We start from the raw sequence: 17,881 nt of genomic DNA on the forward strand, positions 1-17,881 counted from the left end.
TCAAGAGCATCCCATGCGCACTTCGCAGTTCTTTTTCACCACTCTCAAAGAAGCTCCGACCGACGCCGAAGTCATCAGTCAGAAAATGATGCTGCGCGCCGGTTATATCAAACGCGCCGCGGCTGGCATTTACACCTGGATGCCACTCGGACTGCGCGTCTTGCGCAAGGTAGAAAACATTGTCCGCGAGGAGATGAACAACGCCGGCGCCCTGGAATTGTTGATGCCCGCCGTTCAGCCCGCCGAACTATGGCAGGAATCCGGCCGCTGGGAGCAATACGGCCCGGAACTGCTGCGTTTCAAGGACCGCCATCAGCGCGAATTCGTCATTGGCCCGACGCACGAAGAGGTCATTACCGATGTGGTACGGCGCGATGTGAAAAGTTATCGTCAACTGCCGATCCATCTGTACCAGATTCAAACCAAGTTCCGTGACGAGATCCGTCCCCGCTTTGGTGTCATGCGTGGCCGTGAATTCCTGATGAAGGATGGCTACTCGTTCCATGCATCGTTTGCTGACTTGCAGCGCGAATATCAAAACATGTACGAAACCTACAGCAGGATCTTCACCCGCCTAGGCCTGAAATTCCGTGCCGTAGCCGCCGACACCGGCTCAATCGGCGGCACCGGCTCGCATGAGTTCCACGTCCTGGCTGACTCGGGCGAGGACGATATCGCCTACTGCCCGGATTCCGACTACGCCGCCAACGTCGAACTGGCCGAGGCGCTCAGCCCGACAACCCCGCGCGCAGCTGCCGCGATGACCATGGAAAAAATCGCCACACCGGGCAAGATGGCTTGCGCCGACGTTGCTGAATTTCTTGGTACGGGACTCGACAAGATCGTCAAATCGATTGCCGTGGTCAGCGAGAAAGAGGATGGCAGCACGACCTTTGCCCTGCTGTTGCTGCGCGGCGATCACGAACTCAATGAAATCAAGGCAAGCAAGATTGCCGCACTTTCACCGTTCCGATTCGCCACGGAAGCTGAAGTAATCGAGAGTCTCGGCTGCAAGCCCGGTTTTATCGGACCGGTTGCGGTCGACACCAAGAAAGTGGCAATTTTTGCTGACCGTTCCGTGGCGACAATGAGCGACTTCATCTGTGGCGCCAACGTGGCCGGCTTTCACCTGACCGGCGTCAATTTTGGCCGCGATTTGCCGGAACCGGAAGTGGCCGATATCCGTAATGTCGTCGCCGGCGACGCATCGCCTGATGGCAAGGGCAAGCTGGATATCCTGCGCGGCATTGAAGTCGGCCATATCTTCCAGTTGCGCCAGAAATACGCGACGGCGCTGAACTGTGCCTACCTGGACGAAAACGGCAAGAGCCAGATCATGGAAATGGGCTGCTATGGCATTGGCGTCTCGCGCATTGTTGGCGCCGCCATCGAGCAGGGCAACGACGACAAAGGCATCATTCTCCCGGCCACCATCGCGCCTTTTGCGGTCTGCATCGTCCCCATGGGCTATCACAAGAGCGAGGCCGTCAAGGCTGCGGCCGACCAGTTGTACGGCGAACTCAGGGCTGCCGCTATCGATGTCGTGCTCGACGACCGTAACGAGCGGCCCGGTGTGATGTTTGCCGACATGGAGCTGATCGGCATTCCGCATCGCATCGTGATCGGCGAACGTGGCCTCAAGGAAGGTCAGCTCGAATACAAGGGCCGCCTCGACGCCGAAGCCACGATGATTGCCCAAGGCGATGCCGTGGACATCCTCAAAGGAAAGTTGTGCGCCGCCTGATTGCGGCCATCTGCCTGATCAGTGCGTCGGCAGCCTATGCCGGCGCACAGAAATATGAGCAGCTCTCGACCAGCGTTCAGGCCGCCCTGCACAAGGCCGTTTCCGACTCCCGCCCCTCGGTCAGCTCATTCAAGAGCTCGATTGAGGCGGCAGACTGGCTGGGCGAAATGTCGCGTCGGCTGGAAAAACGCATTCCGAACCGCGACTACCGGATTGATCTGTTACGCAGTGTCCATTACGAAGCAACCCGCGCCGGACTTGATCCGCAACTGGTACTCGGGCTGATGCAAGTCGAATCCGGCTTCCGGAAGTATGCCGTGTCGTCGGCCGGCGCCCGCGGCTACATGCAGGTCATGCCGTTCTGGGTCAAACTGATTGGCCTACCGGAAAACAGCCTGTTCGACCTGCGCACCAACCTGCGCTATGGCTGCACCATTCTGCGGCACTATCTCGACATCGAGAAAGGCGACCTTTACCGCGCCCTCGGGCGTTATAACGGCAGCCTGGGCAAGCCCGAATACCCGAACATGGTACGCGCCGCATGGCTGAATCAGTGGGGTTACGAGAATCCGGCCCGGCTCGCCCAAGCCGGACGGTGATCAGCGCCCCATACCGGGCAACATGCCTTTCATGCCGCGCATCAACTTGCCGATGCCGCCCTTGGAAAACTGCTTCATCATCTTCTGAGTCTGCTCGAACTGATTGAGCAGACGATTGACATCCTGCACCTGAACGCCCGCCCCCATGGCAATCCGGCGCTTGCGGCTGGCCTTGATCAGTTCCGGCTTGGCGCGCTCGGTTGGCGTCATCGAGTTGATGATGCCTTCGACCCGACCAACCATCTTGTTTTCGGCCCCGGCCGGCAGTTGTCCGGCGACTTGAGCAATCTGCGCCGGCATCTTGTCCATCAGCGCCGACAGACCGCCCATGTTGCGCATCTGGGCCATTTGTTCCTTGAAGTCGTTGAGGTCAAAACCCTTGCCCGACTTGAGCTTCTTGGCAAAGGCGACTGCCTTTTCCTCATCCAGGCCCTTGCGGGCGTCCTCGATCAGCGACAGGACGTCGCCCATACCCAGAATACGGGATGCCATTCGCTCCGGATGGAAGGCCTCCAACCCACTGAGCTTCTCACCGACGCCAGCAAACTTGATCGGCTTGCCGGTGACATGACGCACAGACAACGCTGCGCCGCCCCGTGAATCGCCATCCAGCTTGGTCAACACGACACCGGTCAGCGGCAATGCCTCATTGAATGCCTTGGCGGTATTGACCGCATCCTGGCCAAGCATGGCATCGACCACGAAAAGCGTCTCTATCGGCTTGACCGCAGCGTGCAGGCGCTTGATTTCCGACATCATTTCTTCGTCGATGGCCAAACGACCGGCCGTGTCGACCAGCAGGACGTCGTGATAATGCCGCTTGGCCCAATCTACCGCGGCCAGGGCGATAGCCTCAGGTTTCTCCCCGATGGTCGACGGGAAGAAATCGACACCGGCCTGCCCGGCGACCGACTTCAACTGTTCGATAGCAGCTGGTCGATAGACGTCACAGGAAACCACCAGTACCTTCTTTTTGTGGTTCTCCTTTAGAAACTTGCCCAACTTGCCAACGGTGGTCGTCTTGCCGGCCCCCTGCAAGCCGGCCATCAGCACGATGGCCGGTGGCTGGGTATTGAAGTTGATGCCTTCATGGGCATCGCCCATGATTTTGGTCAGCTCGGCATGGACCACACCGATCAGCGCCTGGCCGGGGCTGAGCGAGCCGATCACCGCCTCACCTACCGCCTTTTCCTTGACCGCGGCAATGAAGTCCTTGACCACCGGCAACGCGACGTCCGCCTCCAACAGCGCCATACGCACCTCGCGCAGCGCGTCGGTAATATTCGATTCGGTCAGGCGGGCTTCGCCCTTCAGCGTCTTCATGACGCGGGCAAGGCGTGTAGTCAGGTTATCGAGCATGTCAAATAGGCTTCTAGTAGAATTCAAGGATGGTCGACATTGTAATTCAGCTTCTGCCGCACATTCTCGCTGCTCTGATCTACGGGGTTCTCGGTTTCCATTTCTGGAACACCCGCTGGCGCGAGCACGAAAACCAGTGCGTTGCCTGCCCCATGCAAGCTTGGGAACGTACCGCCATTGCCGTAGCGCTGGTTGTTCATGCCTTTGGACTGTACGACGCACTGTTTGCCGATAGTGGCATGCGCTTTTCGTTCAGCTTCGCACTGTCGCTGATGATGTGGCTTGCAGTGCTGATCTACTGGCTGGAAAGTTTCATGTCGCGGATGGAAGGCCTGCAACCCATGGTGCTTCCCTTGGCCGCACTATGCGCCGCTCTGCCGGTTGTCTTTCCGCACGTCCATCTGGTTGCCCATGCCAGCACCACCGGTTTCAAGCTTCATTTTCTGGCCGCGATGCTGGCCTACAGCCTGCTGACGCTATCGGCTCTGCATGCCATTTTTATGGGGTTTACCGAAAGCGCCCTGCACAAGCGTTCGCTGAATCGCAGCCTGAGCAGCCTGCCGCCCCTTCTGACAATGGAGTCACTGCTGTTCAGGATGCTGCTTCTTGGCTTCATCTTGCTCACCCTGACGGTGGGCAGTGGCGTATTTTTCTCCGAAGCGTTGTTCGGCAAGCCACTCACCCTTGATCACAAAACCCTGTTTGCTTTTGCCTCATGGGGAATTTTTGCAACCCTGCTGATTGGCCGCCATGCCTGGGGTTGGCGCGGCAAGCGGGCGCTGCGCTGGACGTTGACCGGCTTCGCCCTGCTGATTCTCGCCTATATCGGCAGCCGCTTCGTTGCTGAAGTAATTCTCGGTCGCCTCTGATTCGTGGATGAAATCCCGCTATCGGTACTGCTGACAGTACTCGTCGTTTTGCTCGCCCTGTCTGGTTTTTTCTCCCTCAGCGAAACCGCGATGATGGCTTCCAACCGCTTTCGGTTGCGCCACCAGGCCCAATCAGGTCACCACGGCGCAGCAAAGGCACTCGCCCTGCTCAACCAAACCGACAAAATGCTGGGCGTTATCCTGCTTGGCAACAACTTGGTCAATTCCGCTGCCGCAACCCTGGTCAGCGTCATTACTATCGCGTTGTTCGGTGATGAAAAATGGGCGCTGGGGGCCGGGACGTTGGCCGTCACTTTCGCCATCCTAGTATTCTCGGAAATCACCCCGAAAATCATTGGTGCGACGTATGCCGACCGCCTTGCGGTGATGCTCGGCCATGTGCTCACCCCGCTCCTCCGGCTGTTTTATCCCGCAGTCTGGTTCATCAATCTGTTCGTCAGCGGCCTGCTCCAGCTATTTCGCCTGACCCCAAACAACTCGGGCGAAGCAACCCAGCTATCCCCGGAGGAATTGCGCAGCTTGGTTCTCGAATCATCGCACGTCATTCCCCAAAAACACCGCGCCATCCTTTCCAGCCTCTTCGAACTCAACAACATCACCGTCGAAGACGTAATGACGCCGCGCGGCAGCATCGAGATACTCGACCTTGATCTTCCCTGGAACGAAGTACGGACGCAACTGGCGACCAGTCATCACAGCCGCCTGCCGACCTGTCGCGAATCGCTCGACCAACTCGTCGGCATATTACCGGTACGGCGCCTGCTCGCCAGCCTTGGCGACCCGGAATTCGACGAAGCCGCCCTGATGTCGCAACTGCAAGCCCCGTACTACATACCGGCTGGCACGGCAATTTTCTCGCAACTGACTTTTTTCCAGGAAAACCGCCAGCGGATCGGCTTTGTCGTCGATGAATACGGCGACATTCTCGGCCTGCTGACACTGGAGGACATCATCGAAGAGTTTGTCGGCGATTTCACCACTTCCTTGCCGGGCCTCGGGCATGAGCTCAAATGGTCAGCGGAGGACGATGCCATCGTCGAAGGCTCGCGCCCGTTGCGCGACATCAATCGCATGCTCGACCTGGACTTTCCGCTCGACGGCCCGAAAACACTGAATGGCTTGATCCTGGAGCATTTTCAGGACATACCGGAATCGGGCTTGAGCCTCAAGCTCAACGGAATACCTGTCGAGGTTCTTCAGACCCAGGACCGCAGCGTGATCACCGTTCGCATTTACCGTCCGGAGACAAGCTAGGCCACCGGCCCAGCCTTTACAAACCATCGCCTGCGTAGCATTATCGGGCGATCTAATCGGCATTTGACAATAATCAATGGCAGCAACCCCGCAAAACCCTCCTCTTAGCGGCCTGGCGCGTGCCCTTGTCCAGGCCGGGCAACTCAAGGAGGCAGAGGCCGAACAGTTGCTGTCCCAAGCCAACAGCGCCAAAACATCGCTGATCGAGCAGATCATCGCCAGCCAGAAAGCATCGGCGCTTGATATTGCACGTTTTGTCTCTGACACCTTCGGTTATCCGCTGCTCGATCTCGCCGCTTTCGATGAAGCGCACATTCCGGCAAATGCAATCGACCGCAAGCTGATTTCAACGCACAAGGTCATTCCACTCAACAAACGCGGCAACCGGCTGTCGGTGGCCATTGCCGACCCGACCAATCTGCGGGCGCTGGACGAGATCCGCTTCCAGACCGGCCTTGCCGTCGACCCAATTGTCGTCGAGCATCCGAAACTGACCCCGCTGGTTGCCAAGTACGCGGAATCAGCTGCCGACACGCTGAAGAATCTGGGTGCCGACGACATCAATCTGGACTTCCTTGACGAAGAGTCAGTGGCAAAGGCAGATGAAGCTGCCGGCCAGGACATCGATGATGCGCCAGTAGTCAAATTCATTCAGAAAATGCTCCTGGATGCGATCAACGATGGCGCATCGGACATCCATTTCGAACCCTACGAAAAGTTTTACCGTATCCGCTTCCGGGTTGATGGCATCTTGCGTGAAATCGCCACACCTCCGCTGGCAATCAAGGAAAAAGTTGCCTCCCGGATCAAGGTCATTTCCCGCCTGAATATTGCCGAGAAGCGCGTCCCCCAGGACGGTCGGATGCGACTGGTCTTATCCAAGACACGGGCGATCGATTTCCGGGTCAGCACACTGCCCACGCTGCAGGGCGAGAAAATTGTGCTGCGTATTCTTGACCCGACTTCGGCGACCTTGGGTATCGAAGCCCTCGGCTACGAGCCGGAACAGAAAGTTGCCCTGCTCGATGCCGTCAACCGTCCATACGGCATGGTTCTGGTAACCGGACCGACCGGCTCCGGCAAGACCGTTTCGCTTTACACCTGCCTGAATATCCTGAACAAGGACGGGGTTAACATTTCGACCGCCGAAGACCCGGCCGAAATCAATCTGCCTGGCGTCAATCAGGTCAACGTCGACGACCGCGCCGGTCTAACCTTCCCCGTCGCACTCAAGGCATTCCTGCGGCAGGATCCCGACATCATCATGGTCGGCGAAATCCGCGACCTCGAAACGGCCGAAATCGCCATCAAGGCCGCCCAGACCGGCCACATGGTACTGTCCACCCTACACACCAACGACGCCCCGCAGACGCTGACCCGTTTGATGAACATGGGGGTTCCGACCTTCAACATTGCTTCCAGCATCCAGTTGATCACGGCGCAGCGGCTGGCCCGGCGCCTATGCAATTGCAAAAAGCCAATGACCGTACCGAACCAGGCCCTGCTTGACGCTGGTTACAAGGAGGCTGACCTAGATGGCTCCTGGACCCTCTATGGTCCCGGCGGCTGCGATCGGTGCAAGGGCAGCGGCTTCAAGGGACGGGTCGGCATCTATCAGGTAATGCCGATCTCCGAAGCCATGCAGCGCTTGATCATGAGCGGCGCCAATTCCCTCGACCTCGCCCGCCAAGCCAAGGCAGAAGGTGTCAAGGATTTGCGCGAATCAGGATTGCTTAAAGTAAAACAGGGCGTGACCTCGCTTGACGAGGTATTGAGCACGACCAACGTATAGGGGAAGGAAGACATATGGCTACCGCCGCAAAACCGAGAGCCTCGGGAGTCAAGGAAAGCGCCTTCCTTTGGGAAGGCCGCAACAAGGATGGCAAGACCGTACGGGGTGAAATCCGCGCCGCCAGCGAATCGGTGGTGCAAACCACGCTGCGCCGACAGGGCATAACCAACACCAAGGTCAAAAAGGTTCGCTTCAAGAGCGGCGGCAAGATCACCGACAAGGACATCTCGTTATTTACCCGCCAACTGGCGACCATGATGAAATCGGGGGTTCCGCTGTTACAAGCCTTCGACATCGTTGGTCGCGGACACTCGAATCCGGCAGTTGGCAAACTGCTGCTTGACATCAAGGCTGACGTCGAGACGGGCAGTTCGCTTTCTCAGGCATTCCGGAAATTCCCCCTGCAATTCGATGCGCTTTATTGCAATCTGGTTGCCGCCGGCGAACAGGCCGGCATTCTCGACACCCTGCTTGACCGCCTGGCCACTTACAAGGAAAAGATCATTGCCATCAAAAGCAAGATCAAATCCGCTCTGTTCTACCCAATCGCCATTATCGTCGTCGCAATCGTTATCACAGCTGTGATCATGATTTTCGTCATTCCGGCATTCAAGGAAGTATTCAAGAGTTTCGGGGCGGATTTGCCGGCACCGACACTCATCGTCATGGCTATCTCCGATTTTTTCGTGGCCTACTGGTGGGCGATTTTTGGTGCCATCGGCGGCGGTTTTTATGCCCTCTTCGAAAGCTGGAAGCGTTCGGAAAAGGTTCAAATGACCATGGATCGCCTACTTCTTCGTATGCCAATTTTTGGCGACATCATCCGCAAATCGGTAATAGCCCGCTGGACCCGCACTCTGGCTACGATGTTTGCCGCGGGCGTGCCGCTGGTCGAGTCGCTCGACTCCGTTGGTGGCGCGGCGGGCAACCACGTTTACAAGGTGGCCACCAAGCAGATACAGAGCGAAGTGTCCACCGGCACCAGCCTGACCATCTCGATGCAGAATGTAAATCTATTTCCCAACATGGTGACCCAAATGGTTGCCATCGGCGAGGAATCAGGAGCGCTCGACTCAATGCTTTCCAAGGTTGCCGACTTCTTCGAGGCGGAAGTCGACGATGCCGTCGAGGCGATGTCCAGCCTGATGGAGCCGATCATCATGGTCATCCTCGGCACGCTGATCGGCGGCATGGTCGTCGCCATGTACCTGCCGATCTTCAAACTGGGTGCAGTCGTCTGATGCTTCCTGAATCACTGGGCGGCTTGGCTGCCATGGCTGGGCTGCTCGGTTTGTGCGTCGGCAGTTTTCTCAATGTGGTCATTCATCGCCTGCCCAAGATGATGGAACAGGAGTGGCAGGCTCAATGCGCCGATTTACGGGGTGAGCCTGCGCCGACTGCGGCAGCGTTGTCGCTGGCCAAGCCGCGCTCCCGCTGTCCGGCTTGCGGACACTCGATTACAGCATTTGAAAACATTCCTGTCCTAAGTTATCTGTTGCTGCGCGGCAAATGCTCTGGCTGCAACGCCGCGATTTCCTTTCGTTACCCCCTGATCGAACTTCTGACCGGCCTGTTATCGGCTTACGCGGCTTGGCATTTCGGACCGACGATACAGACGGTCGGTGCGCTGGCTCTGCTCTGGTCACTGATTGCCCTTGCCGCTATCGACCTCGATACCCAATTGCTCCCCGACAGCATCACGCTCCCTATGCTCTGGCTGGGCCTGGCCTTCAACATTGCCACCACCTATGTCGACCTTCAGTCTGCCGTGATTGGCGCCATGGCTGGCTATCTCGCGCTGTGGTCGGTATTCTGGCTATTCAAGCTGGCGACCGGAAAGGAAGGCATGGGCTATGGCGACTTCAAGTTGCTGGCTGCGCTCGGTGCCTGGCTGGGCTGGTCGATGCTGCCTGCCATCATCCTGCTCTCCTCGGTGGTCGGTGCGATTGTCGGCATCAGCCTGATCGTTGCCGCCCGCCATGGCCGCAACGTACCGATTCCGTTCGGCCCCTACCTTGCCGCCGCTGGCGGCATTGCCCTGTTTTGGGGGCCGCAGTTGACCCGCAGCTATCTCGGTTTGCTCGCTTGAAATCAGGCGCCCCGCCCTGATATAAGCAATTCCGACTCTCGGTTATAATTCAAGGTTTTGGAGGATTCCCATGCCGATTTACGAATATCGCTGCGACTCCTGCGGCTCCCAGAAAGAGCATCTGCAAAAGATGAGCGACCCGCAGCTTACGACCTGCCCCGCCTGTGGCAAGGAAAGCTATACCAAGCTGCTCTCGGCCGCCGGCTTCCACCTCAAGGGCAATGGCTGGTATGCCACCGACTTCAAAGGTGGTAACAAGCCTGCGCCCAAAGCAGATAGTACGCCGCCTTGCCAGGGCGGTTCAGGAGCATGTACTCCGTGCGCGGCCAGTTGATCAAACGCTACTTCATCACCGGGCTCCTGATCTGGGTGCCCTTGGTCATCACCGGCTGGGTGCTGTCGCTGATCGTCAGCACCCTTGACCAATCATTACGCCTGTTGCCGGAAGCGATTCATCCGCAAAACATCGTTGGCTTTGCCATTCCCGGCGTAGGCGCGCTGCTTACGCTGGCCATGATCCTGCTCACCGGATTGCTGGCGGCCAATTTCATCGGCCAGAAACTGGTTGGCTTGTGGGACAAGCTGCTCTCCCGAATTCCCGTCGTCAACACCGTCTACAAGAGCGTCAAGCAGGTGTCCGACACGCTGTTTGCCCCCAACGGAAATGCCTTCCGCAAAGCACTGCTGGTTCAATATCCGCGCTACGGAAGCTGGACCATTGCTTTCATGACCGGACAACCGGGCGGTGATCTCGTTAACCACCTGCCAGGCGAATACGTCAGCGTCTACGTTCCGACTACCCCCAATCCGACCTCGGGTTTTTTCCTGATGATGCCGGCCAACGAGGTCGTGGAACTCGAAATGTCTGTTGACGAAGCTCTCAAATACATCATCTCGATGGGTGTCGTGGCGCCGCCGCCGCACCCGCGTGTCATTACCAATACCTGAATCAAACGGAAAGTTTCATGCGTACCCATTATTGCGGACAACTCAACGCCTCCCTCGACGGGCAAATCGTCACCCTGTGCGGCTGGGCCCATCGCCGTCGCGACCACGGCGGCGTCATCTTTATCGACCTGCGCGACCGCGAAGGCCTGGCCCAGATTGTTTGCGACCCGGATCGCGCTGACTCTTTTCAGATCGCCGAATCGGTCCGCAACGAGTTCTGCCTGAAGATCACCGGCAAAGTGCGCCCGCGCCCGGCTGGCACGACCAATGCCAACCTGGCTTCCGGCGAAATCGAAATCCTCTGCCATGAAATCGAAGTTCTGAATCCCTCGGTAACGCCCCCCTTCCAACTCGACGAAGACAATCTCTCGGAGAATGTCCGCCTGCTACATCGCGTTATCGACCTGCGTCGCCCGCAGATGCAAAACAACATGATGCTGCGCTACAAAACGGCGCGCGCCTTCCGCCGCTTCCTCGACGGCCACGGCTTCATCGACATCGAAACCCCGATGCTGACCAAGTCCACCCCGGAAGGCGCCCGCGACTATCTCGTCCCGTCGCGCGTCCACCCTGGACAGTTTTTCGCGCTGCCGCAATCGCCGCAACTATTCAAGCAATTGCTGATGGTCGCCGGCTACGACCGCTACTATCAGATCGTCAAATGCTTCCGTGACGAGGATCTGCGCGCCGACCGCCAGCCGGAATTCACCCAGGTCGATATCGAAACCTCGTTCATGACCGAGGACGCCATCACCGCGCTGATCGAGGAATTGATCCGCTACGTTTTCAAGGACGCAATCGACGTCGACCTGCCGGCACCTTTCCCGCGCATGACCTACGCCGAAGCGATGGGGCGCTTCGGCTCCGACAAGCCGGACCTGCGCGTCACGCTCGAACTGACCGAAGTCACCGATGCCGTCAAGGATGTCTCCTTCAAGGTCTTTGCCGGCGTCGCCAACAGCGAAAACGGCCGTGTCGCCGCCATGCGCATTCCCGGCGGCGCCAGCCTGACGCGCGGCGAAATCGACGAATACACCAAGTTTGTCGGCATCTACGGCGCCAAGGGCCTGGCCTACATCAAGGTCAATGACGTCACGCAACTAAATGAAACCGGCCTGCAAAGCCCGATCGTCAAGAACCTGCATGAAGCCGCACTGAAGACCATCGTCGAGCGTACTGGCGCCCAATCCGGCGACCTGATCTTCTTTGGCGCCGACAAGGCCAAGGTCGTCAATGACGCACTCGGCGCCCTGCGTACCAAGATCGGCCACGAAAAGGGCTTCGTCAATGGCAAGGCCTGGGAGCCGCTGTGGGTCGTCGACTTCCCGATGTTCGAGTACGACGAGGAAGACAAGCGGTGGACCGCCTGTCACCACCCCTTCACCAGCCCGAAGGACGAACACGTCGCGCTGCTCAAGACCGATCCGGGCAAGTGCCTGGCCAAGGCCTACGACCTGGCGCTGAACGGCTGGGAAATCGGCGGCGGCTCGGTGCGTATCCACCGCTCGGAAGTTCAGGAAACCGTCTTCCAGGCGCTCAACATCGGCCCGGAAGAACAGCAGGCCAAGTTCGGCTTCTTACTCGACGCGCTGAAGTACGGCGCACCGCCGCACGGCGGTCTGGCCTTCGGCCTGGACCGCATCGTCACGATGATGACCGGCGCCGAGTCGATCCGTGATGTCATTGCCTTCCCGAAGACCCAGCGCGCCCAGTGCCTGCTCACCGATGCGCCATCCGGCGTCGACGAGAAGCAACTACGCGAACTGCACATCCGCTTGCGTCAAAAGGTCGACACCCAGGTCGAAGTCGGCCCAGCCTGAACCCGATGAAAAACTGGCTGCGCTTTCTGATCGTCCTCTGGCTGGCGATCGGGAGCGCATACGGTTTTAGCTTCGGTCACGACCAGCCAACGGTCGACACTGTTGGCTTGTCCGAGTTGCCGCGCGAAGCCCGGCAGACGCTTACCCTGATCAAGACTGGCGGGCCGTTTCCCTACCCGCGCGACGGCATTGTCTTCGGCAATTTCGAGAAACGGCTCCCCCTGCGCCAACGTGGCTATTACCACGAATACACCGTAAAGACGCCATGGCGGAGCGATCGCGGCCCGCGCCGCATTATTGCCGGGCGTGACGACGAGTATTACTACACCGACGATCACTACCGGTCCTTCCGGCGCATACGGGAATAGGACACAGCGACGATGAGCGACAAGCTCCTGAAGGATACCGGCAAGGCAGGCCTTTATCATCTTCCTTCGACGCGCCGTGAAGCCATCGAAAGAACAGCCGGCAAGCTGCATTTTCAGACGCTTTCCGTCAACCTGATCGAATGCCGAACCATGGCCCAGGTTTTACAGCAGTTGGGCAATGCCCTGCGCTTCCCGATTTGGTACGGTGCCAACCTGGATGCGCTTTACGACTGCCTGACCGACAGCGACTGGCAACCAGGCGCCGGCCACGTATTGTTAATCGACGGACTCGACAGCCTGCGCCTCGCCGATCCCGAACACTTCGTCACGTTAGTCGAGGTTTTTCAGGCGGCAACCGAAGCCCGCCGAGAATCCGGCACGCCATTCTGGATCTTGCTCGACACGCCTGCCCGGGGCCTCACGGCCCTGCCGACGAAATGAGCGGGTTCAAGCAGCCAGTATCGGTATTGGTGGTCATCTACACCGCCGCCCTTGACGTGTTGTTGCTCGAACGCTCGGCACACCCTGGCTTCTGGCAGTCGGTCACCGGCAGCCGCGAAGGCGATGAGATCCTGATCGACACCGCCCGCCGCGAAGTTGGCGAAGAAACCGGGATCGATACAGTTGAGTATCCCGTCGACGACTGGCAGATCACCAATACCTTCGAGATTTTTGCCGAATGGCGCCATCGCTATGGGCCAGGCGTCACCGAGAACACCGAGCACGTGTTCGGCCTGCAGCTACCGCAGCGTATTGCCATCACCACGGCCCCCGACGAGCACCGCGACTGGACCTGGATGCCTTGGCAAGCCGCCGCCGAACGCTGTTTTTCGTGGAGCAACCGGGACGCCATCCTGCTGTTGCCCGAGCATGTCAAACGCAAAAATTAGCTCTTGAAAGCTCGCCGGGGCACCCTATATTTGGATTGCAATGATTTGATCCACAAAGGAGACCCACCATGGCAAACATCACCCGACTCGACCCGCTCGACGATCTTTTCCGCGGCTTCTTCGTTCGCCCCGTCGAATTCAACGGCCAGACGCAACAACCGCCATCGATCAAACTGGATGTCAGGGAACAAGGCGAGAATTACCTGATCCATGCCGAATTACCCGGCGTCAAAAAGGAAGACATCCACGTCGTTGTCGATGGCAATCAGGTTTCGATCAGCGCCGAAGTCAAGCAGGAGAAGGAAACCCGGGAAGGTGAGCGCCTGCTTCGTTCGGAACGCTATTTCGGCCGGGTTGCCCGCTCTTTCCAACTCGGGCAGGAAATCGACGATGCCAAGGCGGTGGCAAAATTCACCGATGGCGTACTCGAATTGGCCTTGCCCAAACGGACGGCCAGCCCGAACAAACGCCTGAACATCGAATAGGCGAGACCGCCCAAGACGCATGTAGGTTCTCAAAATTCGACGAAAATGAACTCGCAGCCATTCAGATACTTATCAAAAAATTCTGAGACTAACCCCAACTGCCTTTCTCAATTTCGCTGAAAAATCCTAAGCAGGAGGCCCACCATGCTGGGCTTTCGAGAGCTTCGTCTATCTGCCGGGTGAGGTTGTGAGGAGGCCTGGTTAGAAGCAGGCCCCTAGCCTATTGATCCCACAAGATAGTGCGCATCTTTATGGGCCACGAAATATTCAGCGATCTCGGCAAACAAGGAATTTGCTGCCTCGCTGAACTCCGAGAAAACCTTGGTCGTAACGAAGATGTCTTCGCCGGCCAACGGCAGCCGCACGGCTTGGGCGATATTCATCTTGGGAAAGTCTCGAAAAAATCCACTTAGGTGTGGATTCTGAAATAGGTCTGGGCGGATAGCGCGCAACTCTACAGCCGATTTTCCTTCGCCGTGTTTCACAGAATTCGCAAGTAGGCGAAGCTGGTTGATCTTCGGCCAGGCGGAAAGATTGCGTAAATCGAGCCTGAAATTATTGCTGTACCAGTCCGATACCTCATCGAGTTTTGTGTCGCGTGGTGGTGCGATCGAGAAAGCGCCGTCTCGGCACAGATCGGCCAACTGCTGTTCAAGCAGATGAAATAGCCCTGCGGCAAACAGGTTCAGGCTAGTTTGACGGATGGCGACCATGGTGTCGTAGAAGATTTGGCCCTTGTCTTCTGCCGCTTCTGCCGCGATGCTCATGTCGCCATCCCAGTCCTCTCCCGCTGGTTGTTCGCCAAGACGTTTGAATTCGAGATCAGCGATTGCATCGGCTCTTTCTGACAAATTTGCGAAGACGGGCACAGCATCTTCCATCACGTACCGGCCAAATGCTTTTACATACGGGATAGCCGAGTGGCGTACTCGGTCGGCCATATAGAGCCCAGTGACTGACATACGGTTGAGGGAGATACCCATTAGTTACGGGAGTGTGGCTACAAGTTTTTCTGTTTTCAGCCATAACTCGTCAGCGTTCGGAACTCTGAAATATATGTCTTCGACTCCGCCTCCTGATCCATGAGAAATCTCCCATCGCGTTACAGTTGGCCCCGTGCCAAATGCCGCGCCGCCATCTTCCGTGATGCGACTTGCCCCCTGATCTGCTACCGAGACTCCGTAGGCATAAGACAAGCATGGGTGGAATTGAAATTCCTCAATTTTTGATATTGGCAGAACGGCAACTAGAAGCGAGTGAGAACCGTCGCACTCGGAATGGTCACATTCAAACTCAACCCGGAAATCCGGACACCAGTTATTTACCGGTACAGGGTTTTTATGCCACTTCCACCCAGCCAGATCAAAGAACGCAGCCCAACGGGCTTCGAGTTGTGTTCTAAATTCCAGCCTCTTGTAAATGGCGGTCATAAAAGGGTTCCTCAGATTCGGTTAATGATGATGTTCAATGCCTGTAGGCGATGCTTGGATCGCACACAGGCAAATCACCTATTGGCTACAGGCACCGTCGGCCCAGCGAGAACACCATTTGCAGCTGAGCCAAGCCCTCTGGATTTGGCTAAGGCCCGCATAAATGCCGGCCGCGTTTTTTCCAGATAGGCCGCCATTCGGGCTTTCCGGTCATCCATTTGAGCAATGGCACTTGCCTCTTTGCCGAGATTGCGTACGGGGGCTCTTTTCATTTTTTCCTTCCAATTCCTGCCATCGTAACGGGCCGCTCGCATACATTCAATGGCGGCCTAGACGTAAACTCCGGGTGAAAAATAGAAGGGCCCCGGAAACACTACCCGGGCCCCTCACCACTGTGTCAGCGAGATAACGGCGGCCATTGCCCGCGGATATCGCCCCGCCCCCAGGAAGCCGGCGCCGAAGGGTTGTCGGCTGGCTCCTCAATTATCCGCCGGAGCCGTTCGATCTGCTCCAGCGAGACGTTCTGGATCGTTGCTAAATCCTCGCTGTCATAGTCGCTCGTCACCGTGAGTTCATTGTTTTCCGCGTCGTGGCGCAGGGTTGCCTTGTACAGAGCGATGCTTTCCGCCGTCGTACGGGCGCTGCCGGCATCAAATTGCTCAAGCGAAAGATACGCCCTGTGATGTGCATCAAATACGCGTAACCACCAGTCGCCGAGTTGTAGCGTCCTGTCGCCAGTCGATCCAAGGCGGGCATTCGCCGCAAGCATCTTCCTACCGAAATCGCCGCTCCAGCCGAGTACCGCCATTGGGTCGCCGCCTGCAGCCAGGGTTGCCGCGACTTGTTCGGCCAGCGTGTAGTAATCGTTGGAATTTGCCTGCTCGAGGAGGTCGACCGGTGTGCAAACGGGGAAGCCTTCGCGATCATGGTCGTTTGGCCCATCGGCGAAAGATGCCGCAACGCAAAAGCCATCCGACATCGTTGCATTTCCGCAGCTATCGACCACCAATGGTTCGCCATCCCAGGATTCCAGGATATTCCCGAAAGCCCAGACTGCCTCGCCCGCAGTCCGGTAATAGCGCCATGCAGCGGTATCCGTATAGTTCCCAGCCACCGCAAACGGGATCGTTCCCACGCGTGCCTTGCCATCATGGGCGACCAGATGCTGCCAGTTGCTGGCGCCGAACAACTGCGCCACGAATTCCTGGGCAATATGGCGTTTCACCGGGACGCCCAGCGATGCCATTGCCTGCATCATTGCCGTTGCCCAGTTGGCAGGGAATGGTAGTAGCAGGAAACCTTCCGGCTCTTGGTAATGGTCGCGGTCGAGATGAAACTCAATGGAAGCGAATCCCGGCAGAGAACGGAGCCTGGCTGCCATGCGTTCACTTTCACCATGGGTGCGGATGCCCTTCAAGGCGTTTTGGACCCGCTGGCAATGTTTGTGCTGGTAGGGTTCGAAATGTATCCGGCGGATTTCGGCAACCGTTTTGTCGCTTACCCGCAATCGGACTCCATCGGGAAGCCGGTCAACCGCAGAGGGGAAGATTCGCTCGCGGTCGCAAACTCTGAGGACAGAGGCGAGCGCATCGATGAAGGTACGTGCGGCCTGGACCGAATATGCCGATAGATCGCTGTCCACTTCGCCGGCGACGACCGTGTGCCAGTCGGACCTGCCTTCTTTTTCCAGCAGCCGCTCCGCTGCTAGGTGATCGATCCCCTCAAAGCGGTCCAGCAGTGCTTTGTGCAGCGCCTGCTCGTCGAGAACCGACATGCCATGCTTGGCAAGATATCGACCAATGCGGCGGGCGCCAAAAGTATAGAAGTTACCGGAACCTTCGGGGAAGGAAGCAATTTTGTCTGACATCATTTTCTCCAGATATGAACGCCTTTGATTCTGGTGTGCGCTCCAGAGCGACGCTCAATGGAAAAAGATGATGCTGATGATGCGAGAGAGATCCTGATTCGCCCTATCGCTTTTTGCGACGCGCACTGGCCGGTATCGGATAACCGTTCTGTTATCTTAACGGAATTGTCCATCCATGCAAATGGTGTGCTTATTTCATCCGCAACTAACTGCCTAGCAAATCGGCTGAAAGCGCTCGCCCGAGGTTCATCTCATGATTACAGGCTGCATTCTTTGCGAAGACCCGAATGCTGAACTAACGGAAGAGCACATCTTTCCTCTGAACGCGGGAGGAGGCCTACAGCCG

At 57.7% G+C, this 17,881-nt stretch carries 18 protein-coding genes; 14 read left to right on the forward strand and 4 right to left on the reverse strand.

What is annotated here, in order from left to right; translation table 11 throughout:
* Window positions 1–13 precede the first annotated feature (13 nt).
* Complete coding sequence (locus KI611_RS18020) at window positions 14–1,744, forward strand: proline--tRNA ligase (protein ID WP_226417027.1); 1,731 nt, start codon at window positions 14–16, stop codon at window positions 1,742–1,744.
* A complete protein-coding gene (locus KI611_RS18025) occupies window positions 1,732–2,343 on the forward strand; it encodes a lytic transglycosylase domain-containing protein (protein ID WP_226417028.1) in 612 nt (203 codons plus the stop codon). The genes KI611_RS18020 and KI611_RS18025 overlap by 13 nt, the downstream gene beginning before the upstream one ends.
* Here KI611_RS18025 and ffh read toward each other — a convergent pair whose 3' ends face one another.
* A complete protein-coding gene (gene ffh / locus KI611_RS18030; RefSeq protein WP_226417029.1) occupies window positions 2,344–3,702 on the reverse strand; it encodes a signal recognition particle protein in 1,359 nt (452 codons plus the stop codon).
* 29 nt (window positions 3,703–3,731) lie between these two features.
* Between ffh and KI611_RS18035 the strand changes: the two genes are divergently transcribed.
* The 12 genes from KI611_RS18035 (at window position 3,732) to KI611_RS18090 (ending at window position 14,238) form a co-directional block, all read left to right on the forward strand.
* The gene (locus KI611_RS18035; protein WP_226417030.1) at window positions 3,732–4,571 is read left to right on the forward strand and encodes an inner membrane protein YpjD; all 840 of its coding nucleotides are present in this window, start codon (window positions 3,732–3,734) and stop codon (window positions 4,569–4,571) included.
* A gap of 3 nt (window positions 4,572–4,574) precedes the next feature.
* Window positions 4,575–5,846 (forward strand): HlyC/CorC family transporter, encoded by a 1,272-nt coding sequence (locus KI611_RS18040; RefSeq protein WP_226417031.1) that lies wholly within the window; start codon window positions 4,575–4,577, stop codon window positions 5,844–5,846.
* Window positions 5,847–5,922: 76 nt separating this feature from the next.
* A complete protein-coding gene (gene pilB / locus KI611_RS18045) occupies window positions 5,923–7,638 on the forward strand; it encodes a type IV-A pilus assembly ATPase PilB (RefSeq protein WP_226417032.1) in 1,716 nt (571 codons plus the stop codon).
* 14 nt (window positions 7,639–7,652) lie between these two features.
* The gene (locus KI611_RS18050; protein WP_226417033.1) at window positions 7,653–8,879 is read left to right on the forward strand and encodes a type II secretion system F family protein; all 1,227 of its coding nucleotides are present in this window, start codon (window positions 7,653–7,655) and stop codon (window positions 8,877–8,879) included.
* Window positions 8,879–9,727, forward strand: coding sequence for a prepilin peptidase (locus KI611_RS18055; protein ID WP_226417034.1), 849 nt, complete (start codon window positions 8,879–8,881; stop codon window positions 9,725–9,727). Before KI611_RS18050 ends, KI611_RS18055 begins: the two co-directional genes overlap by 1 nt.
* A 70-nt stretch (window positions 9,728–9,797) precedes the next feature.
* Window positions 9,798–10,061: an FmdB family zinc ribbon protein gene (locus KI611_RS18060; protein ID WP_226417035.1), complete on the forward strand. Its 264-nt coding sequence runs from the start codon at window positions 9,798–9,800 to the stop codon at window positions 10,059–10,061.
* Window positions 10,061–10,675 carry a DUF502 domain-containing protein gene (locus KI611_RS18065; protein WP_226419944.1) on the forward strand — a complete coding sequence of 205 codons (615 nt, stop codon included), beginning with the start codon at window positions 10,061–10,063 and terminating at the stop codon, window positions 10,673–10,675. Before KI611_RS18060 ends, KI611_RS18065 begins: the two co-directional genes overlap by 1 nt.
* 17 nt (window positions 10,676–10,692) lie before the next feature.
* Window positions 10,693–12,495 (forward strand): aspartate--tRNA ligase, encoded by a 1,803-nt coding sequence (gene aspS / locus KI611_RS18070; protein ID WP_226417036.1) that lies wholly within the window; start codon window positions 10,693–10,695, stop codon window positions 12,493–12,495.
* Window positions 12,496–12,500: 5 nt separating this feature from the next.
* A complete protein-coding gene (locus KI611_RS18075) occupies window positions 12,501–12,863 on the forward strand; it encodes a ribonuclease domain-containing protein (RefSeq protein ID WP_226417037.1) in 363 nt (120 codons plus the stop codon).
* A gap of 12 nt (window positions 12,864–12,875) precedes the next feature.
* Complete coding sequence (locus tag KI611_RS18080) at window positions 12,876–13,304, forward strand: barstar family protein (protein ID WP_226417038.1); 429 nt, start codon at window positions 12,876–12,878, stop codon at window positions 13,302–13,304.
* Window positions 13,301–13,753 carry a dihydroneopterin triphosphate diphosphatase gene (nudB, locus tag KI611_RS18085; protein WP_226417039.1) on the forward strand — a complete coding sequence of 151 codons (453 nt, stop codon included), beginning with the start codon at window positions 13,301–13,303 and terminating at the stop codon, window positions 13,751–13,753. Before KI611_RS18080 ends, nudB begins: the two co-directional genes overlap by 4 nt.
* A 68-nt stretch (window positions 13,754–13,821) precedes the next feature.
* Complete coding sequence (locus KI611_RS18090) at window positions 13,822–14,238, forward strand: Hsp20/alpha crystallin family protein (protein ID WP_226417040.1); 417 nt, start codon at window positions 13,822–13,824, stop codon at window positions 14,236–14,238.
* Window positions 14,239–14,453: 215 nt separating this feature from the next.
* Here KI611_RS18090 and KI611_RS18095 read toward each other — a convergent pair whose 3' ends face one another.
* The 3 genes from KI611_RS18095 to KI611_RS18105 form a co-directional block, all read right to left on the reverse strand.
* Complete coding sequence (locus KI611_RS18095) at window positions 14,454–15,221, reverse strand: hypothetical protein (protein ID WP_226417041.1); 768 nt, start codon at window positions 15,219–15,221, stop codon at window positions 14,454–14,456.
* 3 nt (window positions 15,222–15,224) lie between these two features.
* Window positions 15,225–15,668, reverse strand: coding sequence for a hypothetical protein (locus tag KI611_RS18100; RefSeq protein WP_226417042.1), 444 nt, complete (start codon window positions 15,666–15,668; stop codon window positions 15,225–15,227).
* Window positions 15,669–16,065: 397 nt separating this feature from the next.
* On the reverse strand, window positions 16,066–17,535 hold the full coding sequence (locus tag KI611_RS18105) for a hypothetical protein (protein WP_226417043.1): 1,470 nt from the start codon (window positions 17,533–17,535) through the stop codon (window positions 16,066–16,068).
* Window positions 17,536–17,881: the final 346 nt, after the last annotated feature.

Source organism: Dechloromonas denitrificans, from assembly GCF_020510685.1.
Classification (GTDB): Bacteria; Pseudomonadota; Gammaproteobacteria; order Burkholderiales; family Rhodocyclaceae; genus Azonexus; species Azonexus denitrificans_A.